The following is a 20695-nucleotide window of genomic DNA, read 5'->3' on the forward strand; positions in this document are numbered from 1 at the left end:
AACTGTCCGGCCGATCAGGCCGCAGGAGAGCGGCGGCGACTGGGTGGGCGTCTGCGACGCGATCGGCCGGACAGGTCCTGGGCGCGGGACTCAGTGCTTGTGTCCGCCGAACAGCGAGCGGCGCAGTCGGCGCAGCGGCGCGAACAGCGAGACACGGGCTGTCCTGGAGTTGCGCTCGCGGGGCGCACGCGCGGTCAGCTCCCGCATCAGCGAGGTCGCCTCGACCGTCTCCCGTTGCGGTATGGCAGGGCCACCCAGCACCGAGAGATGGCGGTCGAGCCGCGAACTGGTCGCGCTGCTCCCGCAGGTGATCGCAGGGACCCTCGCCCTGCTGCGCATCGTTATCTGTTCCATGTCACTCCCCACCCGTACGAGTCCACCCGGCCCGGGCAGGGTAACCCTATCGCCCCGTGCGGGCACGCGTGTATCGAGCTCTCAGGATTCACCTTGCCCACAAGGGGGTTGACCTACCCACTTCGATCACTCTCCGAATCCAACCGATTTCAGGGTGAGTTGGACAATCGGCTGGCTGGTGGGCTGAGCTGATCCCCCGTCGGGCTCCACGGTCACAGCGAGTGATGTCGATGTCTTGTCGAGACCGGTCGCGACCAAGGGCGTGTCAGCGTCGAAGAGCCCGAGGGAGCGTGGTTGCACGTTGGGGCGCATGAGCCAGAGCTGATGCACCCGTCCGCTGGGCAGTTCGCCGTATCCGCTGAGGGTGACGATCGCCTCCCCCTCGGATGCGGAAGCGATCACTCCGATATTGCGGCCCTTCGCGTCGCTGCCGTTCGTCGCCAGGGCGTCGGGAGCTGCGAGAACGTGGGCGATCTCACGTGCCTGCGAGCGCTCGGCGTCCAGCCTGTCCTGCGTCCGGTTGGCCTGGACGGCGAAGAGCGAGGCGACGACGAGGGCCGCGGCGGCGGTGACCGTGGCGAAGGGGGCGAACAGCGGGCGGCGCGCGCGGGGCGCACGGGAGCGTCCGGGCGGCGGCTGCGTGCCCCAGACGTGTGGGGGCAGTTGAGGCGCGTGCTCACGTACCGGCGCACGCCCGGGCTCCTGCGGGGTGGCGCGTACGGCGGCCAGCACCCGGTCGCGCATCGCGGCCGGCGGTGGCGCGGCCTGGGACCAGGCGAGCCGGACGGCGTCCTCGGCCAGCGCGCGCACCTCGGCGGCACAGCGGGTGCAGCCCTTGAGATGTTTCTCGAAGCGACGGCGCTCGTCGGGTTCGAGGGCGTCGAGAGCGTAGGGGGCGGCCAGCGAGTGCAGGTCCTCCCGGTGGAACAGTGATCCGAGGACGCTCACGCGACACCTCCCAAACAGTCGCGCAGTCGCGTGAGTCCGTCGCGCATCCGGGTCTTCACGGTGCCCAGCGGCAGCGAGAGCCGCTCGGCCACCTCACGGTACGTGTAGCCGTCGTAGTAGGCGAGGGTGACGGACTGCCGCTGGAGCGTCGTCAGCCGGTCCAGACAGCGGCGCACCAACTGGCGCTCCAGGCCCGCCTCCACCTCCTCCGTCACCTGGTCGAAGGCGGGGTCGTGGTAGCGCCGGCCCTCGCGCTGCTCCCGGTCGCTGGCCGCGCGGGCGCTGCGCACCCGGTCGACGGCGCGGCGGTGGGCGAGGGTGAGGATCCAGGACAGGGCACTGCCCCGGCCGGGGTCGAAGCGGGCGGCGGACCGCCATGCCTCCAGAAGGACCTCCTGCGCGACCTCCTCCGACTGGGCGGGGTCGCGCACGACCCGGCGCACCAGTCCGAACACCGGCCCCGACACCAGTCCGTACAACTGCTCGAATGCCCGCTGGTCGCCCCCCGCGACGAGCACGAGCAGCTCGTCCGCCTCCATCCGGTCCCCCTCTCCGCGGCCACACCCGGGCCGCCCCGTCACACCAGGCATTCGCAACGGACACACCTCCGGATGGGGTACGGATCAGCGGGCCCGAAACGTCAATCGAACAGCGAAAAAAAGTTTTTTGATTTTGACCAATCCGAATGGCCCTCCGCTTCGTATCACTGTCCGTCAGGCAAGTTGGCACAGAGGACGGACGGCAGGACGGCATGACAGCTATCTCCAAGAGCGGCCCGGGACGCAAGGGCGTCGCGACTCTCATCAGTGGGGCACTTGCCGCCGGGGCGCTCACGGCCGCCGGCGTCGTAGTGCTGGCTCCGGGGGCCGCACAGGCCTCCAGCCACCGCGAGGCCCCCCTGATCTCGGGGACCCCGCAGTACGACGACACCGACCTCTACGCGTTCGTCAGCCCGGACCACCCGGACACGACCACCATCATCGCGAACGTCATCCCGTTCGAGGAGCCCGGCGGCGGCCCGAACTTCTACCAGTTCGCCGAGGACGCCCAGTACGACCTCCGCATCGACAACGACGGTGACGCCAAGGAAGACCTGATCTTCCGTTACACCTTCAAGACGAACGTCAAGAACCGGAAGTCGTTCCTCTACAACACCGGTGTGGTCGACAACCTCGCGGACCCCGACCTCAACGTCACGCAGTCCTACGACCTGGAGCTCATCAAGCTCAAGAAGGGGAAGGTCGAGCACGACACCAAGCTCGCGGACGACGTGCCGGTGGCGCCGTCCAACGTGGGCAAGGCGTCGATGCCGAAGTACTCGAAGCTGCGCGACGAGGCGATCTACAAGCTGTCCAACGGCTCGAAGACGTTCGCCGGCCAGGCCGACGACCCGTTCTTCGCCGACCTGCGCGTCTTCGACCTGCTGTACGGCGGCGACCTCTCCGAGGTCGGCAACGACACCCTCAAGGGCTACAACGTCAACACCATCGCCCTTCAGGTGCCGAACGACATGATCGCCGAGTCGAAGAAGCAGCCGATCGTCGGCATCTGGACGACCACCTCGCGCAAGAACGCCCAGGGCTACTACTCCCAGGTCTCGCGCCTGGGCAACCCGCTGGTCAACGAGGTCGTCAACCCGCTGAAGGACAAGGACAAGTTCAACGCGTCCCAGCCGAAGGACGACGGCCAGTTCCTGAAGAACGTCACCAACCCCGAGCTGCCCAAGCTCATCGAGGCGATCTTCAAGATCAAGGCCCCGACGGAGCCGCGCAACGACCTCGTCGACGTGTTCCTGAAGGGCGTCAAGGACCTCAACCAGCCTCCGTACGTGACGCCTTCGGAGGAGCTGCGCCTCAACACCTCCATCAAGCCGGCCATGCACCCGAAGCGCCTGGGCGTGCTGGACGGCGACACCGCGGGCTTCCCGAACGGCCGTCGTCTCACCGACGACGTGATCGACGCCTCGCTGCAGGTCGTCGAGGGTGAACTGGTCGGTTCCAAGAACGACCTGGGTGACGCGGTCGACAAGAACGACAAGAGCTTCGAGAAGTACTTCCCGTACATCGCCCTGCCCACCGAGGGTTCGCGTGGCAAGACCGCGAAGAGCAGCGCCGACACCAAGAGCGCCCTGGGTGACGGCCTGGCCGGCACGACGTCCGAGAACACCCCGCTGATCGCCGCCTCCGCGGGCGCGGGCGCGGCCGGCATCCTCCTCATCGGCGGTGGCCTGATGTGGTGGCGCCGGATGAGCCGCCCGTCCTACCGGCGCCACTAGGCACCCGGTCGGCACCCTGCCAGGGCCGGGACTCCGCCGAGATCCGGAGGACCAGCCCTCGGCGGGCCGGGGAGAATCCTGCGCTCCCCGGCCCGCCCCAACCCCAGACTGGCGCGGCCCGCGTACTCATCCCCCACGGCGCGGGCCGCGCCACCCCCCACACCCCCGCAGGTTGATACACCCCCAGGCGACCTAGGAGAGGGCATGTCCCCGCGTACGAACGACGGCGAACCGGAGAGCGAGCACGCAGTCGCCCCTCAGGCCGCTCCCGAGGCTTCCTCTCAGGTCGACTCGCAGGACGAAGCGGCGCCGGACGGGGACCTCGCTGTCGAGACGCCTGCCTCGGAGAAGCCCGTCTCGGAGGAGACCTCCTCGCAGACGGCCTCCTCGCAGACGGCCTCCTCGGAGAAGGCCGCGGAGGGCCTCGAGGGTGATGTCAAGGTCGCCGCCGTCCGACGGGTCGCCGCCGCCGGACGCCGCTGGCGGAGCGTCGAACTCGGGGCCTGTGCCGCCATGCTGGCCGTGGCTCTCACCGCCGGGTCGATCGCGCTCGGCGCGCTCCGGGACGACCCGCAGCCGCAGGTGGCCACCGCCGCGGCCGTCTCGCCCGGACTGCTCGCCAGCGGCGACCTGGACACCGCCATCAAGGCCCTCCAGGCGCATCTGCGCGCCCAGCCCAAGGACTTCGGCAGCTGGGCCACCCTCGGGCTCGCCTATGTCGAGCAGGCCCGCACCAAGGGTGATCCCTCCCGCTACCCCCAGGCCGAACAGGCCCTGAAGAAGTCCCTGTCGCTGCGCGCGGACAACGACGAGGCGCTGGCCGGGCAGGCCGCGCTCGCGGCCGCCCGCCACCAGTTCGCGGACGCGCTGAAGTACGCCGACCGCGCCCTGAAGGAGAACCCCTACAGCGAACGCGCCCTGTGCTCCCGGATCGACGCGCTCGTCGAACTCGGCCGCTACGACGACGCCGAGAAGGCCGCGAACCTCGCGGACGAACGACGCCCGGGCGTACCGGTGTTCACCCGCTACGCGTACGTCCACGAGCTGCGCGGCGACGTCACCACCGCCCGTCGGGTCCTCAACCAGGCTCTCTCCGCCTCGACTTCACCCGGCGACATCGCCTACGTCGCTTCCCAGCTCGGCCAACTCGCTTGGAACCAGGGCCAGTACGACGAGGCCCTCGATCACTACGCCCGCGCCCTCGCCGCCGACGACTCCTACCTCCCGGCCCTGGAGGGCAGGGCCCGCGCCCAGGCCGCGAGTGGCCGGCAGGCGGAGGCGGTCAAGGGGTTGGAGGCCGTCGTCGCCCGCTACCCGCTGCCCGGCCCGCTCGTCGAGCTCGGCGAGCTGTACGAGGCCCGCGGCGCGAAGGGCGACAAGGACAAGGCGCAGAACCAGTACTCCCTCGTCGACGCCTGGACGGCGATCGCCCGGGCCAACGGCGTCAACGCCGACCTCGACACCGCGCTCGCCGCCGCCGACCACGGAGACAAGGCCACGGCCCTGCGCGCGGCCCGCGACGACTGGTCCCGCCGGCACACCGTGCACACCGCGGACGCTCTCGCCTGGGCCCTGCACGTGAACGGCAAGGACGCCGAGGCCCTGACCTACGCCCGGCAGGCCACGGCCACCGGCTACCACAACGCGACCTTCCTGTACCACCGCGGAGTGATCGAGAAAGCCACGGATCACCCCGAGGACGCCCGTACCCACCTCTCCGCCGCCCTGAAGCTGAACCCCGGCTTCTCCCCGCTGGGCGCCCGCGAGGCCCGTACGGCACTCAAGACGCTGGAGGCGGACAAGTGAAAACCCGTCGTCTGTTCGCCTCCTGCGCGGCCGTGTTCACGGCCGGCGTCGCGCTCGCGCTGGTTCCTTCCACCAGCGCGAGCGCACACCCCCTCGGCAACTTCACCGTCAACCGCTACGACGGTCTCGTCGCCGCCCCCGGACAGCTCCGCGTGGACCACGTCGAGGACCTCGCCGAGATCCCGGCGACCCAGGCGAAGCCAGACATCGAGCGGCTCGGCATGAAGGCCTGGGCCCGGGAGCGCTGCGCCACCGCCGCGAGCGGCAGCAAGGTCACCGTCGACGGCAGTGCCGTCACCCTCACCGCGGGCAGCGCCAAGGCGACGCTGCGGCCCGGTCAGGCCGGACTGAACACCCTGCGCGTGGAGTGCCGGCTGACGGCGTCCCTGCCCAGTGAGACGGGCGGGGACGCGCTCTCCCTCACCTTCCACAGCGCGGGCGCCACCACCGGCCCGGGCTGGCGCGAGATCACCGCGCGCGGCGACCGGATGACCCTCACCAGGTCCGACGTGCCGAAGAAGTCGGTCTCGGACGAGCTGACGACGTACCCCAAGGAACTGCTCTCCTCGCCCGCCGACACCGCGACCGCCGCGCTGATGGTGCGGCCCGGTGGCCCGGCGCTCGTCGAGGAGGACCGCGACGCCCCCGCCGCGTCCGTGCTCCCGCGGGGCGCCGACCGCTGGACCCGGGCCCTGGACCACCTGGTCGCCCGGCAGGACCTCACCGTCGGCTTCGCCGCGCTGGCCCTGGTGATCGCCGTGTTCCTCGGCGCGATGCACGCCGTCGCGCCGGGCCACGGCAAGACGATCATGGCCGCGACCGCGGCCGCCCGGGGTGGCAAGGCCCGGATGAAGGACGTCCTGCCGCTGGCCGCGTCGGTCACCATCACCCACACCCTCGGCGTGGTGACCCTCGGCCTCATGGTCAGCGCCGGTTCGGCCGCGGCGCCCTCGGTGATCGCCTGGCTCGGGCTGGCGAGCGGCGCGCTGGTGCTCTTCGCGGGCGTGTCCCTCGTGCGCCGGGCCTGGCACAACCGGGGCCACGGGCCCGGCCACAGCCACGGCCCCGGTGACGGGCACACCCACACCCATGGTCCCGACGGCGGCCACTCGCACGGCCATTCCCACGGTCACGACCACTCCCACGCCCCCAGCCGCGAACTCGTCCTGGCCGGCGCCCCCACCGTCACCGCCCACACCCACACCCTCCAGAAGACCGCCTCCCCCTCCCACCAGGGCCACGAGCACGACCACGAAGACCACGAGCACGAGCACGAGCACAATCACGAGCACGAGCACTCCCACGGGGGCCACACCCACACGCACGGCGGACGCACGCACACGCACGCGGTCGCTCCCACCCTCCGCGGCACGATCCTCCTCGGCTTCGCCGGCGGTATGGTCCCCAGCCCCTCCGCCGTGGTCGTGCTGGTCGGCGCGGCGGCGCTCGGGCACGCCTGGTTCGGGCTGCTGCTCGTCGTCGCGTACGGCGTCGGGCTCGCGCTGACCCTCACGGCCGCCGGGTTCGCCGTCGTCAAGCTGGGCTCGGGCGCCACCCGTCTGATGAACAGGCGCCCGCGGTGGACCTCGCGGCCCGTGCTGACGCTTGTCCGCCGCAGTCTGCCGCTGTGGTCCGCGCTGCTGGTCGTGGCGCTCGGAGCCGGACTGGTGCTCAAGGGGGCCGCATCCGTGCTCGGCTGAGCTACGTTTGTGGAGTTGCGGAGGTTTTCGCCCGGATACGAAGTGCGAATGGGGGACGCGGTGTCCGAAGGACCGGGCAGTGAACGTCTGATCGCGGGCCGCTACCGCCTGCTCTCCCCGCTCGGCGAGGGCGGCATGGGCACGGTGTGGCGGGCCCGCGACGAGGTGCTGCACCGCGAGGTCGCCGTCAAGGAGGTGCGCGCCCCGCACGGGCTGGCGGCCTCGGACGTCGAGCGGATGTACGCCCGGCTGGAGCGGGAGGCCTGGGCCGCGGCCCGGGTCGCCAACCGGAACGTGGTCACGGTGTACGACGTGGCCATGGAGGACGGGCGCCCGTGGATCGTCATGGAGATCGTGCGCGGGATCTCCCTCGCCGAGCTGCTGGACGCCGAGGGTCCGCTGGAGCCGGCGCGGGCCGCGCACATCGGCGCCGAGGTGCTGGCCGCGCTGCGGGCCGCGCACGAGGCCGGGGTGCTGCACCGGGACGTGAAACCGGCCAATGTGCTGTTGTCGAACGACGGCCGGGTGGTGCTCACCGACTTCGGCATCGCTACGGTCGAGGGCACCTCGGCGCTCACCATGACCGGCGAGGTCATCGGCTCCCCCGAGTTCCTCGCGCCGGAGCGCGCGCTGGGGCGTACGCCGGGGCCCGAGTCGGATCTGTGGTCGCTGGGCGTGCTGCTGTACGCGGCGGTCGAGGGCAACTCCCCGTTCCGGCACGACACGCCGCTGAGCACCCTGCGCGCGATCGTCGACGAGGAGCTGCCGCCGCCCCGCCGGGCCGGTCCGCTGGCGCCCGTGATCGAGGGCCTGCTGCGCAAGGACCCGGCCCAGCGGACCCCGGCGGACCGGGCCGAGCAGGATCTGCGGGTGGTGGCGGCGGGCGGCAGTCCGCTCGCCCAGACGGTCCGTTCGACTCCGCCCCAGCCCTATCCGCCGTATCAGCAGCCCTATCAGCCGACGGTCTCCACCCCGGCCGAGCCCTTCCGGCAGGGGCCGGTGTCCCCGACGCCGCCCTGGACGACCGCCGGCGACACCCCGGGCCCCCCGGAGCCGGACCGCAATCGGCGGGCCGGCCTGGCCATCGTCGCGGGTGTGGCCGTCCTCGCGCTGGCGGTCGCCGGACTGACGTACGGTCTGCTGAGCCGCGACGACGGCTCCAAGGACGACACCGGTACCCCCAACAGCGCCTCGCAGGGCGTGACGACGACGCCGACGCGGACGGAGGAGTCCAGTGGACCGGCGAGCCCGTCCGCGAGCCCGACGCACAGCCCGTCGCCCACCACCCCGAAGCAGACGGTCTCGGTCACGGTGACGGGCGCCCACACGGACTACAGCGGCTCCTGCCCGCCGCAGGACGACTCCGCGCCGTCCTTCACCGCGACCATCACCGTGGGCAACCTGCCCGCCACGGTGTCCTACCGCTGGGTGTCGAAGAGGGGCGAGCTGTCCGGGCAGACCTGGAAGACGCTGGAGTTCGGGTCTGGTGGCGGGAAGTCGAAGCAGGACTCGGTGATCGTGTCGACGTACGCGGAGAGCGGGACGTACCAGAACTCCATCGGTGTCGAGGTGCGTGATCCGGTGTCGGCGACGTCGAACTATGTGCCGTTCTCGGTGACCTGCGAGACGGAGACCCCGTCGGGCGGGGCCTCCCCCTCGTCCTCACCGTCCCAGTGACGGGTCAGACCGCGCTGTTCAGGACCGGCAGATAGCCACCCGACTGGCCGGACGCGGTCGGGTGGTAGGACTCGCCGATGTTGAGCAGGTTGAGGCTGTGCAGCCAGGAGCCGCCGGAGCAGATCTCGTGGCCGCCGAACGTCGTACGGACGTCGCCGAAGACGAATCCGTGGGCGGCGGCGCGCACGGCGACCGCCGAGTCGAGGTGGTCGGCCGCGTTGTTGATGGCGGAGCGCTTGGTCTCGGACAGGCCGAGGCAGACGGTGCCCAGCTTGTAGAAGCGGGGGTAGCCGACGACGACGACCTTGGCGTTCGGGGCCTTGGAGCGGATCGCCGAGTAGACGGTGTCGAGCTTGCCGGGGAGGGTCGAGTCGACGTACGCCCTGGCCGTGTTGATCCGGTTGACGCAGGTGCTGTCGGAGCTGGTGACGCAGGTGGTCATGACGTCGGCGAAGCCCGCGTCGTTGCCGCCGACGCTGATCGTGACCAGGCCGGTGGAGGAGTTCAGGCCGCCCAGCTGACTCGCCAGAACATCACCCGTTCGGGCGCCCGAGCAGGCCGCGAAGGTGAACGAGGCGGGCGCGTGGGCGGCGTTCCAGAGGTACGGGTAGGCCTTGGTGCTGCGCTTGCAGTCGCCGCTGGAGCCGAGGTAGCTGCCCGCGCCGACGCCGGAGGAGTAGGAGTCGCCGAGCGCCACATAGCCGCCGGTCGCGGCGAGTTGGGCGGCGTGCGCGGCGGTCGCCCCGGTGAGGGCGGTGCCGGCGGCGAGGAGGAGTGAGCTGACGAATACGACAAGTCGGGAACGTCTCATGGAACCTCCCTTTAGCAGGATCTCTGCCACAACCGTCGTAGCAACTACGCGTGTTGACCGGAAGTGTTCATGCCAAGACTTTCGAGCCCCTGAGGGGAGCGCTCCAGACCGTTCAAGGCTCGTTTTCGCCCGACTCATTACGTGCGCATGTCAAATTTGTTGACAACCTCTCAACTCCCTTGCCTTTGCCTTCCGATGGCGGAACCTTTGCCTCAACCGCGAACGGAACGCGCCGTTCGAGGCCGTGCGCGCGACAGCGTGCGCACACCCCCACAGTCGTGCGCCCCACCCGGGCGCACGCCGCCTGGAGGAGGACTCCCTCGTCATGGCACATCTGCGCAGGCCCAAGGTCCGCACCGCCACCGCGGCAACCGCTCTGGCCGCCGCCCTCGTCGGCGGGCTCTCGGCCCTCCCCGCCCAGGCCGCCCCGGCCGAGGGCCGGGTCCTCGCGGCGAACTCCCCCACCGCCGTCAAGGACAGCTACATAGTCACCCTGAAGTCGCAGACCGGCTTCAAGGCGTCCTCCGCGACCGGCAAGGACCTGATCAAGGAGTACGGCGGCACGGTGAAGAAGACCTTCACCGCCGCCCTGAACGGCTACACCGCGACCCTCTCCGCCACCGAGGCCAGGAGACTGGCCGCGGACCCGGCGGTGGCCGCCGTCGAGCAGAACCAGACCGTCCGCCTCGCCGACACCACGCAGTCGAGCGCCCCCTGGGGCCTGGACCGCATCGACCAGGCCGCGCTGCCGCTGTCCGGCACGTACACCTATCCGGACACGGCCGGCGGCGGTGTCACCGCGTACGTCATCGACACCGGCGTCCGCATCACCCACACCCAGATCAGCGGACGCGCCTCCTACGGCTACGACGCCGTCGACGGGGACACCACCGCCTCCGACGGCAACGGCCACGGCACCCACGTGGCCACCACGATCGCGGGCTCCACCTACGGCGTCGCCAAGAAGGCGAACATCGTGGCGGTGCGGGTGCTGGACAACAGCGGCTCCGGCACCACGGCCGGCGTGATCGCGGGCATCGACTGGGTGACCGCGAACCACTCGGGCCCCTCGGTCGCCAACATGTCCCTCGGCGGCTCCGCCTCCACCTCGCTGGACACCGCGGTGGCCAACTCGATCGCCGACGGAGTGACCTACGCGGTCGCGGCCGGCAACAGCAGCGCCAACGCCTCCTCGTACTCCCCGGCCCGGGTCGCCACGGCGATCACCGTCGGCGCCACCACCAGCGCCGACGCCCGGGCGAGCTACTCCAACTACGGCTCGGCCCTGGACGTCTTCGCCCCCGGCTCCTCGATCGTCGCGGGCTACAACACCAGCGACACCGCCACCGCCACCCTCTCCGGTACGTCGATGGCGACCCCGCACGTCGCGGGCGCCGCGGCGGTCTACCTGGCGGGTCACACCTCGGCCACCCCGGCCCAGGTCGCCTCGGCACTGGTGAACGGCGCCACGTCGAACGTGGTCACCAGCCCGGGCACCGGCTCGCCCAACAAGCTTCTCAAGCTCGTCCCGTGACCCTCGCGGCACGGATCTGAACCACCGTTCCCCGGAGGCCCCGTCGCCTCCGGGGAACACTTGTGTCCGCCCCTGCCGACGGGAAAGGCGAGAGGACGTACCGGCCCGCCTCCTCCCACCTGGCCATCGCACCACCGGTGAGCGTGGTCGCCCCCGCGACGTCGGCCCCGGTGACACGCGCGCCGGGGCCCCTGCCCGCAATACGGACGATTCCGACACACCACGCGCACCACGGAAACCGGGTGCAGAGGCCGCCCTCGTGCCGGATCATGGCGGCATGTCTGCACTCCCACACGACGCTCTGCCGATCCGGCTCAACGTCGACGACTCCGACTCCCCGTCCGACGTCGTCGACGCGCTGTTCCTCGGCCGCTTCGCGACGGGCGAGCAGCCGTACTCGCACGCGGTGAACATCGACCGCGTGCGCTCCGGCGCGACCCTGCTGCCGCCCCAGGCCCGCGTGCTGCGCGTGGCCCGCGACGATGACCGCAGCGCGACGCTCGCCGAGGGCGACGGCTGGACGCTGCTGGTCTCCCGCTGGAACCGCGGCGCCGACGTCACGGTCACCGCGACCACCGCCGAACTCGCCGCGGAGGTGCTCGACGAGGCGACGGACGGCGCGGCCGACGAGCCCGAACCCCAGCCGGAGAACGTGACGATGGGCTTCTGGTACGTCTCCCCGCGGCGCGGTCCGCACCGCACCACCCGCCAGATCTCCGCCGGTACGTGGGAGGAGGTGCGCCCCAACTACACGGCGCCCGTCGCCGAGGCGATGGACCGGCTGATGGGGACGACCCCCGAGGACATCGCGGGCCGGCTGCTCCTGCTGCACGGCCCGCCCGGCACCGGCAAGACCTCGGCGCTGCGCACCCTGGCGCGTTCCTGGCGGGACTGGTGCCAGGTCGACTGCGTCCTGGACCCCGAGCGGCTCTTCTCCGACGTCGGCTATCTGATGGACATCGCGATCGGCGAGGAGGACTCCGCGGGCAAGGGCCGCTGGCGGCTGCTGCTCCTGGAGGACTGCGACGAACTGATCCGCGGCGAGGCGAAGCACACGGCGGGCCAGGCCCTGTCCCGGCTGCTGAACCTGACCGACGGTCTCCTCGGCCAGGGCCGCAACGTCCTGGTCGGCGTCACCACGAACGAGGACCTCGAACGCCTCCACCCGGCAGTGGTCCGCCCCGGCCGCTGCCTCGCCCGCATCGAGGTCGGCCCGCTGACCCGGCGGGAGGCGGTGGACTGGCTGGGCGCCGAGGAGGGCGTCGGCCGCGAGGGCGCGACCCTCGCGGAGCTGTACGCGCTGCGGCGGGGCACGTCCCCGACGGCCCTGCCGGAGCCGAGAGGCCGGGCGGAGGCGGGGCTGTACCTCTAGAGCGCCCGCTGTGGGCGTTCTCCGTGAGTGCTTTCATTGACGTATGACCCTGTACGTCGGCACGTCCGGCTGGCAGTACAAGGACTGGCGTGAGGTCCTGTACCCGGCGGACGTGCCCATGCGCAGGTGGCTGGAGGAGTACACGGAGCAGTTCGCCACCGTGGAGATCAACAACGCCTTCTACCGGCTGCCCTCCCGGGCGACCTTCGCGTCCTGGGCCGAGCGCGTCCCGTCGGACTTCGTGGTCGCGGTCAAGGCGAGCCGTTATCTGACCCACATCAAGCGACTGCGCGACCCCGAGGAACCGGTGCACCGTCTGATGGACCACGCGGCCGGCCTCGGCGCCCGCCTCGGCCCGGTCCTCCTTCAGCTGCCCCCGACCCTGCGCGCCGACGCGGGCCTCCTTGACGCCTGTCTGTCCGCCTTCCCCGCCCGCACCCGGGTCGCGGTCGAGCCGCGCCACGACTCGTGGTGGACGCCGGCCGTCCGCAAGGTGCTCCAGGCCCGGGGAGCGGCGCTGTGCTGGGCCGATGTCCAGGCCCGCCCGGCGACCCCGCTGTGGCGGACGGCCGGCTGGGGCTACGTCCGCTTCCACGAGGGCCGCGCCCGGCCCTGGCCGCGCTACGGCCGCCGCGCCCTGGAGACCTGGGTGGACCGCGTCGCGACGACCTGGAACGACGGCGACGACGTGTACGCGTACTTCAACAACGACCCGGGCGGCGCGGCGGTGGGCGACGCGGCCCTGTTCGCCCGGACGGCGGCACGGGCGGGCCTGACGGTGACCCGGACCCCGAGTTCGCCGGCCACGCGCCGCTGAGCCGCTTCAGCGCCCGCTCACCCGCCGTAGGCCGCCCGCAGGGCATCCGCCACCGCCGCCGACGCCTGTTCCCGGGTCAGTCCCAGTCGCCGCACCCGCTCGGCGTAGGCCTGCGCGGCGGTCGCCGCCTCCCGCTCCGCCGCCGAACCCGCCGCCGCCACCAGGGTGCCGCCCCGGCCCCGGGTCTCGATCACGCCGTCCGTCTCGAGGGCCCGGTAGGCCTTGGCGACCGTGTTCACGGCCAGCCCCAGTTCCTCGGCGAGCCCCCGCACCGTCGGCAGCCGGTACCCCACCGGCAGCGCGCCCGACCGGGCCTGCTCGGCGATCTGTGCCCGCACCTGCTCGTACGGCGCGGCACCCTCACTGATGTGGATCTTCAAGGTCACGGCCCGATTGTCCCGTACCCGGGGGAAAATGTACCGCCGGAAAATGGGAGGCAGCCGCGGGCCGCACACCCCTAGCGTGAGCCCACATGACCGTCATCGTGCGCGATCTGCGCCCCGGCTCGGCCACCGACATCGAGGGCTTCGTCCGGGTGCGGCACCTCGCCCTGCCGTACGTGTACTTCAGCCCGGAGTCCATGGTCCACGACCTTTCGCTGTCCCACCCCCGGGCCCACGCCCGCAAGCTGGTGGCCGAGGAGGACGGCGAGATCATCGGCACGGCCCAGACGGGCCTCGCCCACGACAGCCCGGAGCCCGGCCAGGGCTTTCTCAACGTGTACGTCGACCCGGCGCGCACCGGCCGCGGCGCGGGCACCCTGCTGACGCGCGCCGCGGAGGAGCACCTCGTGGCGCACGCGGCGACCCGCCTGTTCGCCTGGGTCCTGGACGAGCCCGGCAACCGTGCCTTCGCCGAGGCCCACGGCTACCGGCCGAGCCGCTCCGCGCACTTCCTGCGCCTGGACCTGGCCCGCACCCCGCTGCCGCCCCTGCAGGCCCCGCCGCCGGGCGTCGAACTGCGCACCGCCGCCGACTTCGCGGACGACCCACGTCCCCTGTTCGCCCTGGACGCGGCAGTCGTGTCCGACGAACCGAGTGACATCGACACCGAGTTCACGGACTACCAGGCCTGGGTCGAGCAGACCTGGAAACATCCCCACCTCGACCGCGAGCTGACCTCTGTCGCCGTGGCGGACGGCCGTCCCGTCGCCTTCAGCGCGGCCCACACGAACGGCGCGGGGCGCTACGGCACCGGCATGACCGGCACCGCCCGCTCCCACCGCGGCCGGGGCCTGGCCAAGCTCGTCAAGAACGACTCCCTGCACCGGGCCCGTGCCGCGGGATACACGGAGGCGTTCACCGGCAACGACTCGGACAACGGCCCGATGCTCGCGATCAACAAGTGGTTCGGATACGAGATCTGCGCCACGGAGGTGCGGTATGTCCGCGCGCTCGGCTGATCCGGCCCGGTCCGCGGGAGGCGCCTCGGACGCCGCGCTGGACGTCGTCCTGCTGAAAGGCGGCCGTACCAAGATCCGTTACCCGGCCGGGCTGCTGTCCGACGACGGCACCCGGATCGTCGTACGCGCTCCCTGGGCCGGTGACGGCGTACGCGACTTCGGCTTCGTACGGTTCGAGGCGGGTGACGTCTTCACCGAGTACTACTGGCGGGACCGCTGGTACGCGGTGAAGGAGGTCCGCGACCGGGCGGGCACCGTGAAGGGCTGGTACTGCGACATCACCCGCCCGGCCGTGCTCACCGGCGGCGAACTGCTCGTCGAGGATCTCGACCTGGACCTGTGGCGCTCCGCCGACGGCACGGACGTACGGCGGCTGGACGAGGACGAGTTCGCGGCCGGCGGACTGGCCCGGACCGACCCGGAGGCGGCCGCGGCAGCGGTGGCCGCCCTCGACGAGCTGGAGGCGCTGGCGCGCGAGGGCGACTTCGCGGAGCTGCTGCGGTAGGGACGGCTGGGTCGTGTTTCGAAAGCGGCGTCGTCTGCCCGAAGGCCTTAGACGGTCGCCACCACCACATACCGCTCGTCCTCCACGGCCCCGCCCCACAGGCGCGCGTCGTCCGAAAGGTGCTCGACGCGCGTGTGCCCGGCGATCGGCGCGAGGAGGGTGGTGAGCCGGTCCGCCGGTATGCCGACCGGTGCGACCGTCCCCCACACGCCCTCGACCAGCACGAGCCGCCCTCCCGGCCGCAACAGGTCCCGCCAGTGGCGCAGGACGCGGTCGGGGTCGGGCAGGGTCCACAGCACATGCCGGACGAGGACGGCGTCGAAGCGCTGCTCACCGACCGGGGGCGCCGCCGCGTCACCGAGGAGGAACACGGCGTCACGCCCGGCGAGTTTGGCCCGGGCCAGGTCGATCATGGGCGGGGAGAGGTCGACGCCGGTGACCCGGTGCCCCTGTTCGGCGGCGAGGAGCGCAAGGCTGCCGGTGCCGCAGCCGAGGTCGAGGAGGTCACCGGCGCGCGGCGGGAGCCAGCTCCGCAGCCGCTGCGCCCACGCGGCCCGCACCTGCGGGTCGCGCAGTCCGTGGTCCGGCTCCTCGTCGAAGGCGGCCGCCTCCGCGTCCCAGTCGATCGTCTCCCCGCCCACCGGAGTCACTTCGTCACCGTTTCTCATCATGTGCCCAAGAGTGACACCCGCCACTGACACTCGAATCGTGACACCCGCCACTGACAGAGCAGGGGGCGATGAGGAACTCTCCCGGAAAGGGTCTACCTCCGCGAGAACGCGGAACCCGGTGGCCCTGAAGGAGGCAGCCATGCGCCGCACGACTGTGCAGAAGCCCCTGAAGAAGACGGACTCCCGCCGGATCCGCGAAGAGGTGGACGAACGCCCCGCGGGCCGCCCCGAGGTGCGCAAGGACATCGCACGCACCTGGTGGCCGGACGGCTGAGCGTCACCCGGCCCCCGATCCCCCAGCCTGATCCCAGCCTGAGCGCTGCCTTAAGGCAACCCTAAAGATCGCTTGAGACCTCCCCCGGCAGGCGTTTTCACGATTTCTTGGTTCCGGGACATCCCCCCGGAACTCCGGGGCCTGACCGGCGGCTCAGGTCGGACAGGCCCCGGCGGGCGGCACGACGCGCGGCTTCAGCTCAACGCGGACGCGCAGGTGGTGGCGGTGGCGTGGGCCGGGTCGAGCGCGTTGGCCACCTCGTGGAAGGCGATCCGGTCGGACAGGCCGATCGCCACGTGCTCCGAGAGGTCGAGCGGACACAGGTCCTGCAGCAGGACGTTGTCGACGTCGGATCCGCTGAGGTAGGTGCCGCGCCAGGGCGTGACCACCTCGTCGTACTTGGTGGCGATGACCGTGTAGTGGACACCGGGGACGGTGTCGCCGCCGGCGTTGAGCTTGGCCAGGAAGGCCGAGCCGGCGATCTGGTCGGCGAGGCCGGGGGTGGCGGTGGAGAGGAGTTCCTCCGCGCCCGGGAAGTAGGGCAGCAGGTTGGTGAGTCCGCTGAGGGTGGTGCCGTGGTTGTCGGGGGCGAGGCCGACGAGCGCGTTCACCTTGGCGGCTCCGCCGAGGAACTTCAGGTAGTAGCGGGGCATCATGCCGCCCTGGGAGTGGCCGACGAGGTCGGCCTTGGCGGCGCCGGTCGCGGTGAGCACCTTGCCGACGAAGGCGGCGAGCTGTTCGGCCGACTTGTCGATGGGGCCGAGGCCGTGGAAGAGGGGGACGCCCGGCAGTTGGCCGTAGTCGAGGGAGAAGACGCAGTAGCCGCGGGCCTCGAGGTAGGGGGCGAGGCCGAGCCAGTTGTCGACCGAGTTCCCGAGGGTGCCATGGACCAGGACGACGGGGCGGGGATGGGCGGCGGAGGGCTTGCAGCTGTAGTCGTTCCAGCCACTGGACGACGTCGCGGTGGCGGAGGTCTCGGTGGCGGAGGAGGCATGGGCGGCGGTGGCGGGGACGGTGGCGGCCGCGGCGGCCAGCAGCAGGGCGGCGAACGGTCTGAGCACGCGCTTCCAGGGCAGCATCGTGTGATCTCCTTGCGGCTCAAGGGAGGTGCGATGGCCTTACGCCCTGTGATCCGGATCACGAGGATGCTGTTCACTCATCAAGTTACGAACGAGTAGCCGAAGTGTGAAGTTACGCGTCAGTAAAAACTTCCAGTGGTAGTCAGTGACACCCGGGGCCACTGACGTTCCGTCACCAGGCGGGCCTGATGGGACCGTAGGGGGCGATGCGCGCCAATTGACCGCACAACACGCGAACCTCACCCTCCCCGAGCACATCGGACCACTCACGCACGACGTCCGCGGCCGCCTCCTCCGCCGCCCGGGTGCACTCCCACCCCCGCCCGGTGAGCACGATCAGCCGGGCCCGCGCGTCCTGCGGATGCGGCCGCCGCTCGACATACCCCTTGCGTACGAGCTCGTCGACAAGCTGACTGGCCGCCTGCTTGGTGACCCCGAGATGGACGGCGAGGTCGGTGACCGTCGCGCCGTCCGGAGCGAGCCGGGTGAAGGCGAAGCCGTGGGCGGGCCGGACCTCGAAACCCCGGGCAGCGAGCCCGTCGTTGATGCGCCGCGTGAGCTCGCCGGCGGCGGCGAGCAGGGACGCTGCCAGGGTGAGGGCTTCCGAGTTCTGCACGCCTGCATTGAAACACCCTTGACGAATTGGTCAATCAGCTTGACCATGTTCCATATGGTCAAGCTGATTGACCATCCCTGGTGGATCGTCGACCGCCCCCGGAGGCCCCGCATGCCTGTCGTCCACCCGTCCGACGCCGTGACCCACGAGACCCACGGCGCCCGCTTCGTCTCGTTCGCCTCCCCCCTCACCGGCAGCAAGGAGCTGTGTGCCTGGCGGGGCGAGATTCCCGCCGGGACGAAGGCCCCCGCGCACACCGTGAACCGGGAGGAGATCTTCCATCTGCTCATCGGAGAACTGCTCATCACCCTCGACGGCCACACCGAGCGGGTCACCGCCGGCGACACGGTGATCATCAACCCCGGCTCCACCCTGGCGGTCGAGAACCCGACCGGTCACACCGCGCTGTCCTGGGTGACCACGTCCATCGGCCTGGAGGCGGAGCTGGCCGACGGGGTGCGGATCGCCCCGCCGTGGGCCAACTGACGACCAGGGCCTCCGGGCGCAGGGCGATCACCCGGACTCGTCCGCGCCCGGGAAGTCAGCCCGCGGCGGTGTTGTAGTTGACGATTCCGTCCACCATGAGAGCGATCGCACCGGCCAGCGGACTGTCCGCCTCCTTTCTCACCACGTCGGGTAACCTGTGCGCCTCCTCCTCGGTGACTGCCACCATGCCCCAGAACGCATTGAAGCCCGAAGGATCGGCCGGCTTGTCGGCGGCCGCCTCGACCGTCAGGACGCCGTCGGCCTCGACCAGGGCCAGTGCGCCCATCTGCTGAAGCGTGTGGGGATTCCGTTCCTCGGCCGCCACCACGCTCCAACCGGTCGGCCCTGTCTGCCGCAACGCGGCGAGAAGCACACCTGCACAACCCACGCCGGAGACAACGATGTCAGGCAGCACAAGTGCCACCGGCCCTTGCGTCATCGGCAGGGCCGACCGGATCGCTCCGCCGAGATCCGGCGCCAACGACTCGTCCTGGTAGACAAAGACCATCTGCAAGATCCCGGCATAACGCGCGAGATAACTCACCGTGTCCAGCTTGTGTGTCCCGAATACGACGACCAGGCGCACGTTGAGTCCGCTTTCGGCAAGTTCGACAACGGCCTTCAGGCTGTGGTCCAGCACGGTGATCCCCGGAGCCAGACAGTGCAGTTCCTTCGAGTAGGGCGCCCCGAAGCGCGTTCCGAATCCAGCGCAGGGCAAGATGACCGAAACATCAGGGATGGGCACGGACGAATTGTGCACTGAGCGCCTCTCATGTCGTGGTGACGATCGGGGACCTTGCGTGCCTCGCCGGGCCCGGGTGTCGGCGACGCGTGAATCGTGACCCACTTCCGACGGGCGAAAGACGACCTCCCACTGCGTCAGTTGATGTTGGTCATTCCCCGGTGTCGGCCGCGGGAACCCGCCCGAGATCGCGGAGGCGCAGGGCAGGGTGGGCGCGAGCCGCGACCTACACTGCTGCCGCATACCCGTCACGACCTACACATCGCCGCCGACCGGGCCGCTCAACGCCCGGGCGGGCACGCCGAATCACTTCGGACAGAAGGAAAGAGGACGCAGAGTGCGGGTGCTGTTATCTACATACGGGACGCGTGGCGATGTCGAACCGCTGGTGGCACTCGCGGTGCGACTACAGGAGCTCGGCGTGGAGGTGCGGATGTGCGCCCCGCCCGACGAGGAGTTCGCGCAGCGGCTGGCAGGTCTCGGTGTGCAACTGGTGCCGGTCGGGCCGCCGGTGCGAGCGCTGATGCGCGGGTCGGCTCTGCCGTCGGCGGCGGACCTGTCCCGGTACCGGACCGAGATGGTCGACACGCAGTTCGACGTCTTCCCCGCGGCGGCCGACGGATGTGACGCGCTGGTGGCGGCCGGGCTGGCGCAGATCGCCGCGCGGTCCGTGGCCGAGGCCGCGGGGATCCGCTACGTGTATGCGAGCTATGCGGCGATCCAACTGCCGTCGCCGCACCATGCGCCCCCACCGCGGCCGGGCTGGCCGGAGCCGGAGACGGCCGACAACCGGACGCTGTGGGAGCTGGACGCCCACAATGTGAACGCGGAATTCGCCGAGACGCTCAACGGCCACCGGGCGGCGATCGGCCTGCCGCCGGTGGACAACGTCCGCGACCACGTCTTCACCGACCAGCCATGGCTGGCGGCGGACCCGGTCCTGGGGCCGTGGCGGGAGACCCCGGGCCTCGACGTCGTACAGACGGGTGCCTGGAACCTGCCGGACGAACGCCCGCTCCCGGCCGAGCTGGTGGCGTTCCTGGACGCGGGCGCGCCGCCGGTCTACGTGGGTTTCGGCAGCATGCGCCCGTCGCGGGACATCGCCGCCATGACCGTCGAGGCGATCCGCGCACTGGGGCACCGCGTACTCGTCTCCCGTGGCTGGGCGGATCTGGACCTGGTCGACGGTCTGGACGACTGCCTCGCCATCGGCGAGGTCAACCATCAGCGTCTGTTCGGCAGGGTGGCCGCCGTGGTGCATCACGGCGGTGCGGGCACGACGGTGACGGCCGCCCGGGCGGGCGCGCCGCAGGTGGTGGTACCTCTCCGGCTGTCGGACACCCAGTACTGGGCAGGCCGGGTGGCAGACCTGGGCATCGGTGCGGCCGTCGACGGCCCGACTCAGACCGTCGACTCCCTGTGTGTCGCGTTCAAGATGGTTCTGGCACCCGAGACCCGGACGCGGGCGGAGGCTCTGGGCGGCAAGATCCGCACCGACGGAGCGGCGGTGGCCGCAAGCCTGCTGCTCGACCGCCTCCGGTGAGCGAACGCTCCGACTGATACAGGCGAGAAGGAGCCCCGGTCAGCGGGAAACCGACCGGGGCTCCGGCGTCGTGGTCGACTGCT

The 20695-nt window shown here is 71.2% G+C and carries 21 protein-coding genes; 12 read left to right on the plus strand and 9 right to left on the minus strand.

The window, feature by feature from the left end; translation table 11 throughout:
• Window positions 1-90: 90 nt before the first annotated feature.
• From ABT057_RS45570 to ABT057_RS45580, 3 genes are all read right to left on the minus strand, one after another.
• Window positions 91-354, minus strand: a complete 264-nt coding sequence (locus ABT057_RS45570; protein ID WP_352350629.1) for a hypothetical protein — start codon at window positions 352-354, stop codon at window positions 91-93.
• A 126-nt stretch (window positions 355-480) separates the two neighbouring features.
• Window positions 481-1302, minus strand: coding sequence for an anti-sigma factor (locus tag ABT057_RS45575; protein ID WP_352350631.1), 822 nt, complete (start codon window positions 1300-1302; stop codon window positions 481-483).
• Window positions 1299-1841, minus strand: a complete 543-nt coding sequence (locus tag ABT057_RS45580; protein ID WP_352350633.1) for a sigma-70 family RNA polymerase sigma factor — start codon at window positions 1839-1841, stop codon at window positions 1299-1301. Before ABT057_RS45580 ends, ABT057_RS45575 begins: the two co-directional genes overlap by 4 nt.
• 212 nt (window positions 1842-2053) lie before the next feature.
• Between ABT057_RS45580 and ABT057_RS45585 the strand changes: the two genes are divergently transcribed.
• From ABT057_RS45585 to ABT057_RS45600, 4 genes are all read left to right on the plus strand, one after another.
• Window positions 2054-3577 (plus strand): DUF4331 domain-containing protein, encoded by a 1524-nt coding sequence (locus tag ABT057_RS45585; protein WP_352350635.1) that lies wholly within the window; start codon window positions 2054-2056, stop codon window positions 3575-3577.
• A 204-nt stretch (window positions 3578-3781) separates the two neighbouring features.
• Complete coding sequence (locus ABT057_RS45590; RefSeq protein ID WP_352350637.1) at window positions 3782-5383, plus strand: tetratricopeptide repeat protein; 1602 nt, start codon at window positions 3782-3784, stop codon at window positions 5381-5383.
• Window positions 5380-7083 (plus strand): urease accessory protein UreH domain-containing protein, encoded by a 1704-nt coding sequence (locus ABT057_RS45595; RefSeq protein ID WP_352350639.1) that lies wholly within the window; start codon window positions 5380-5382, stop codon window positions 7081-7083. The genes ABT057_RS45590 and ABT057_RS45595 overlap by 4 nt, the downstream gene beginning before the upstream one ends.
• Before the next feature lie 60 nt (window positions 7084-7143).
• Window positions 7144-8760 carry a serine/threonine-protein kinase gene (locus tag ABT057_RS45600; protein ID WP_352350641.1) on the plus strand — a complete coding sequence of 539 codons (1617 nt, stop codon included), beginning with the start codon at window positions 7144-7146 and terminating at the stop codon, window positions 8758-8760.
• 4 nt (window positions 8761-8764) lie between these two features.
• Here ABT057_RS45600 and ABT057_RS45605 read toward each other — a convergent pair whose 3' ends face one another.
• Window positions 8765-9571 (minus strand): SGNH/GDSL hydrolase family protein, encoded by an 807-nt coding sequence (locus ABT057_RS45605; RefSeq protein ID WP_352350643.1) that lies wholly within the window; start codon window positions 9569-9571, stop codon window positions 8765-8767.
• Between the two features lie 325 nt (window positions 9572-9896).
• Here ABT057_RS45605 and ABT057_RS45610 point away from each other — a divergent pair, with 325 nt between their 5' ends.
• The 3 genes from ABT057_RS45610 to ABT057_RS45620 all read left to right on the plus strand — a co-directional run bounded on the left by ABT057_RS45610 (window position 9897) and on the right by ABT057_RS45620 (window position 13294).
• Window positions 9897-11105, plus strand: coding sequence for a S8 family peptidase (locus ABT057_RS45610; protein WP_352350645.1), 1209 nt, complete (start codon window positions 9897-9899; stop codon window positions 11103-11105).
• Between the two features lie 277 nt (window positions 11106-11382).
• Window positions 11383-12477 carry a DUF5925 domain-containing protein gene (locus tag ABT057_RS45615; RefSeq protein ID WP_352350647.1) on the plus strand — a complete coding sequence of 365 codons (1095 nt, stop codon included), beginning with the start codon at window positions 11383-11385 and terminating at the stop codon, window positions 12475-12477.
• Between the two features lie 43 nt (window positions 12478-12520).
• A complete protein-coding gene (locus ABT057_RS45620) occupies window positions 12521-13294 on the plus strand; it encodes a DUF72 domain-containing protein (RefSeq protein WP_352350649.1) in 774 nt (257 codons plus the stop codon).
• Window positions 13295-13311: 17 nt separating this feature from the next.
• Here ABT057_RS45620 and ABT057_RS45625 read toward each other — a convergent pair whose 3' ends face one another.
• Entirely contained in the window at window positions 13312-13680 is a 369-nt protein-coding gene (locus ABT057_RS45625) for a GntR family transcriptional regulator (RefSeq protein WP_352350651.1), read from the minus strand.
• 86 nt (window positions 13681-13766) lie between these two features.
• Here ABT057_RS45625 and ABT057_RS45630 point away from each other — a divergent pair, with 86 nt between their 5' ends.
• Both ABT057_RS45630 and ABT057_RS45635 read left to right on the plus strand, forming a co-directional pair.
• Window positions 13767-14696 (plus strand): GNAT family N-acetyltransferase, encoded by a 930-nt coding sequence (locus ABT057_RS45630; protein WP_352350653.1) that lies wholly within the window; start codon window positions 13767-13769, stop codon window positions 14694-14696.
• Window positions 14677-15201, plus strand: a complete 525-nt coding sequence (locus ABT057_RS45635; protein WP_352350655.1) for a ribonuclease FAU-1 family protein — start codon at window positions 14677-14679, stop codon at window positions 15199-15201. Before ABT057_RS45630 ends, ABT057_RS45635 begins: the two co-directional genes overlap by 20 nt.
• A 47-nt stretch (window positions 15202-15248) precedes the next feature.
• Here ABT057_RS45635 and ABT057_RS45640 read toward each other — a convergent pair whose 3' ends face one another.
• The gene (locus ABT057_RS45640) at window positions 15249-15872 is read right to left on the minus strand and encodes a class I SAM-dependent methyltransferase (protein ID WP_352350657.1); all 624 of its coding nucleotides are present in this window, start codon (window positions 15870-15872) and stop codon (window positions 15249-15251) included.
• A 139-nt stretch (window positions 15873-16011) separates the two neighbouring features.
• On the opposite strand from ABT057_RS45640, the gene ABT057_RS45645 reads away from it, so the two are divergent.
• The gene (locus ABT057_RS45645) at window positions 16012-16146 is read left to right on the plus strand and encodes a hypothetical protein (RefSeq protein WP_352350659.1); all 135 of its coding nucleotides are present in this window, start codon (window positions 16012-16014) and stop codon (window positions 16144-16146) included.
• A 194-nt stretch (window positions 16147-16340) separates the two neighbouring features.
• Here ABT057_RS45645 and ABT057_RS45650 read toward each other — a convergent pair whose 3' ends face one another.
• Both ABT057_RS45650 and ABT057_RS45655 read right to left on the minus strand, forming a co-directional pair.
• Window positions 16341-17225, minus strand: coding sequence for an esterase/lipase family protein (locus tag ABT057_RS45650; protein ID WP_352350661.1), 885 nt, complete (start codon window positions 17223-17225; stop codon window positions 16341-16343).
• Between the two features lie 172 nt (window positions 17226-17397).
• The gene (locus ABT057_RS45655; protein ID WP_352350663.1) at window positions 17398-17841 is read right to left on the minus strand and encodes a MarR family winged helix-turn-helix transcriptional regulator; all 444 of its coding nucleotides are present in this window, start codon (window positions 17839-17841) and stop codon (window positions 17398-17400) included.
• Window positions 17842-17952: 111 nt separating this feature from the next.
• On the opposite strand from ABT057_RS45655, the gene ABT057_RS45660 reads away from it, so the two are divergent.
• A complete protein-coding gene (locus ABT057_RS45660) occupies window positions 17953-18327 on the plus strand; it encodes a cupin domain-containing protein (protein ID WP_352350684.1) in 375 nt (124 codons plus the stop codon).
• 55 nt (window positions 18328-18382) lie between these two features.
• Here the strand turns inward: ABT057_RS45660 and ABT057_RS45665 are convergent, their stop codons facing one another.
• Entirely contained in the window at window positions 18383-19072 is a 690-nt protein-coding gene (locus ABT057_RS45665; RefSeq protein ID WP_352350665.1) for a glycosyltransferase family protein, read from the minus strand.
• A 334-nt stretch (window positions 19073-19406) separates the two neighbouring features.
• Here ABT057_RS45665 and ABT057_RS45670 point away from each other — a divergent pair, with 334 nt between their 5' ends.
• Window positions 19407-20612, plus strand: a complete 1206-nt coding sequence (locus ABT057_RS45670) for a glycosyltransferase (RefSeq protein WP_352350667.1) — start codon at window positions 19407-19409, stop codon at window positions 20610-20612.
• The last annotated feature ends 83 nt before the right edge of the window (window positions 20613-20695 follow it).

Origin of the sequence: Streptomyces sp. NPDC002588, assembly GCF_040295925.1 — a bacterium.
Lineage (GTDB): Bacteria > Actinomycetota > Actinomycetes > Streptomycetales > Streptomycetaceae > Streptomyces.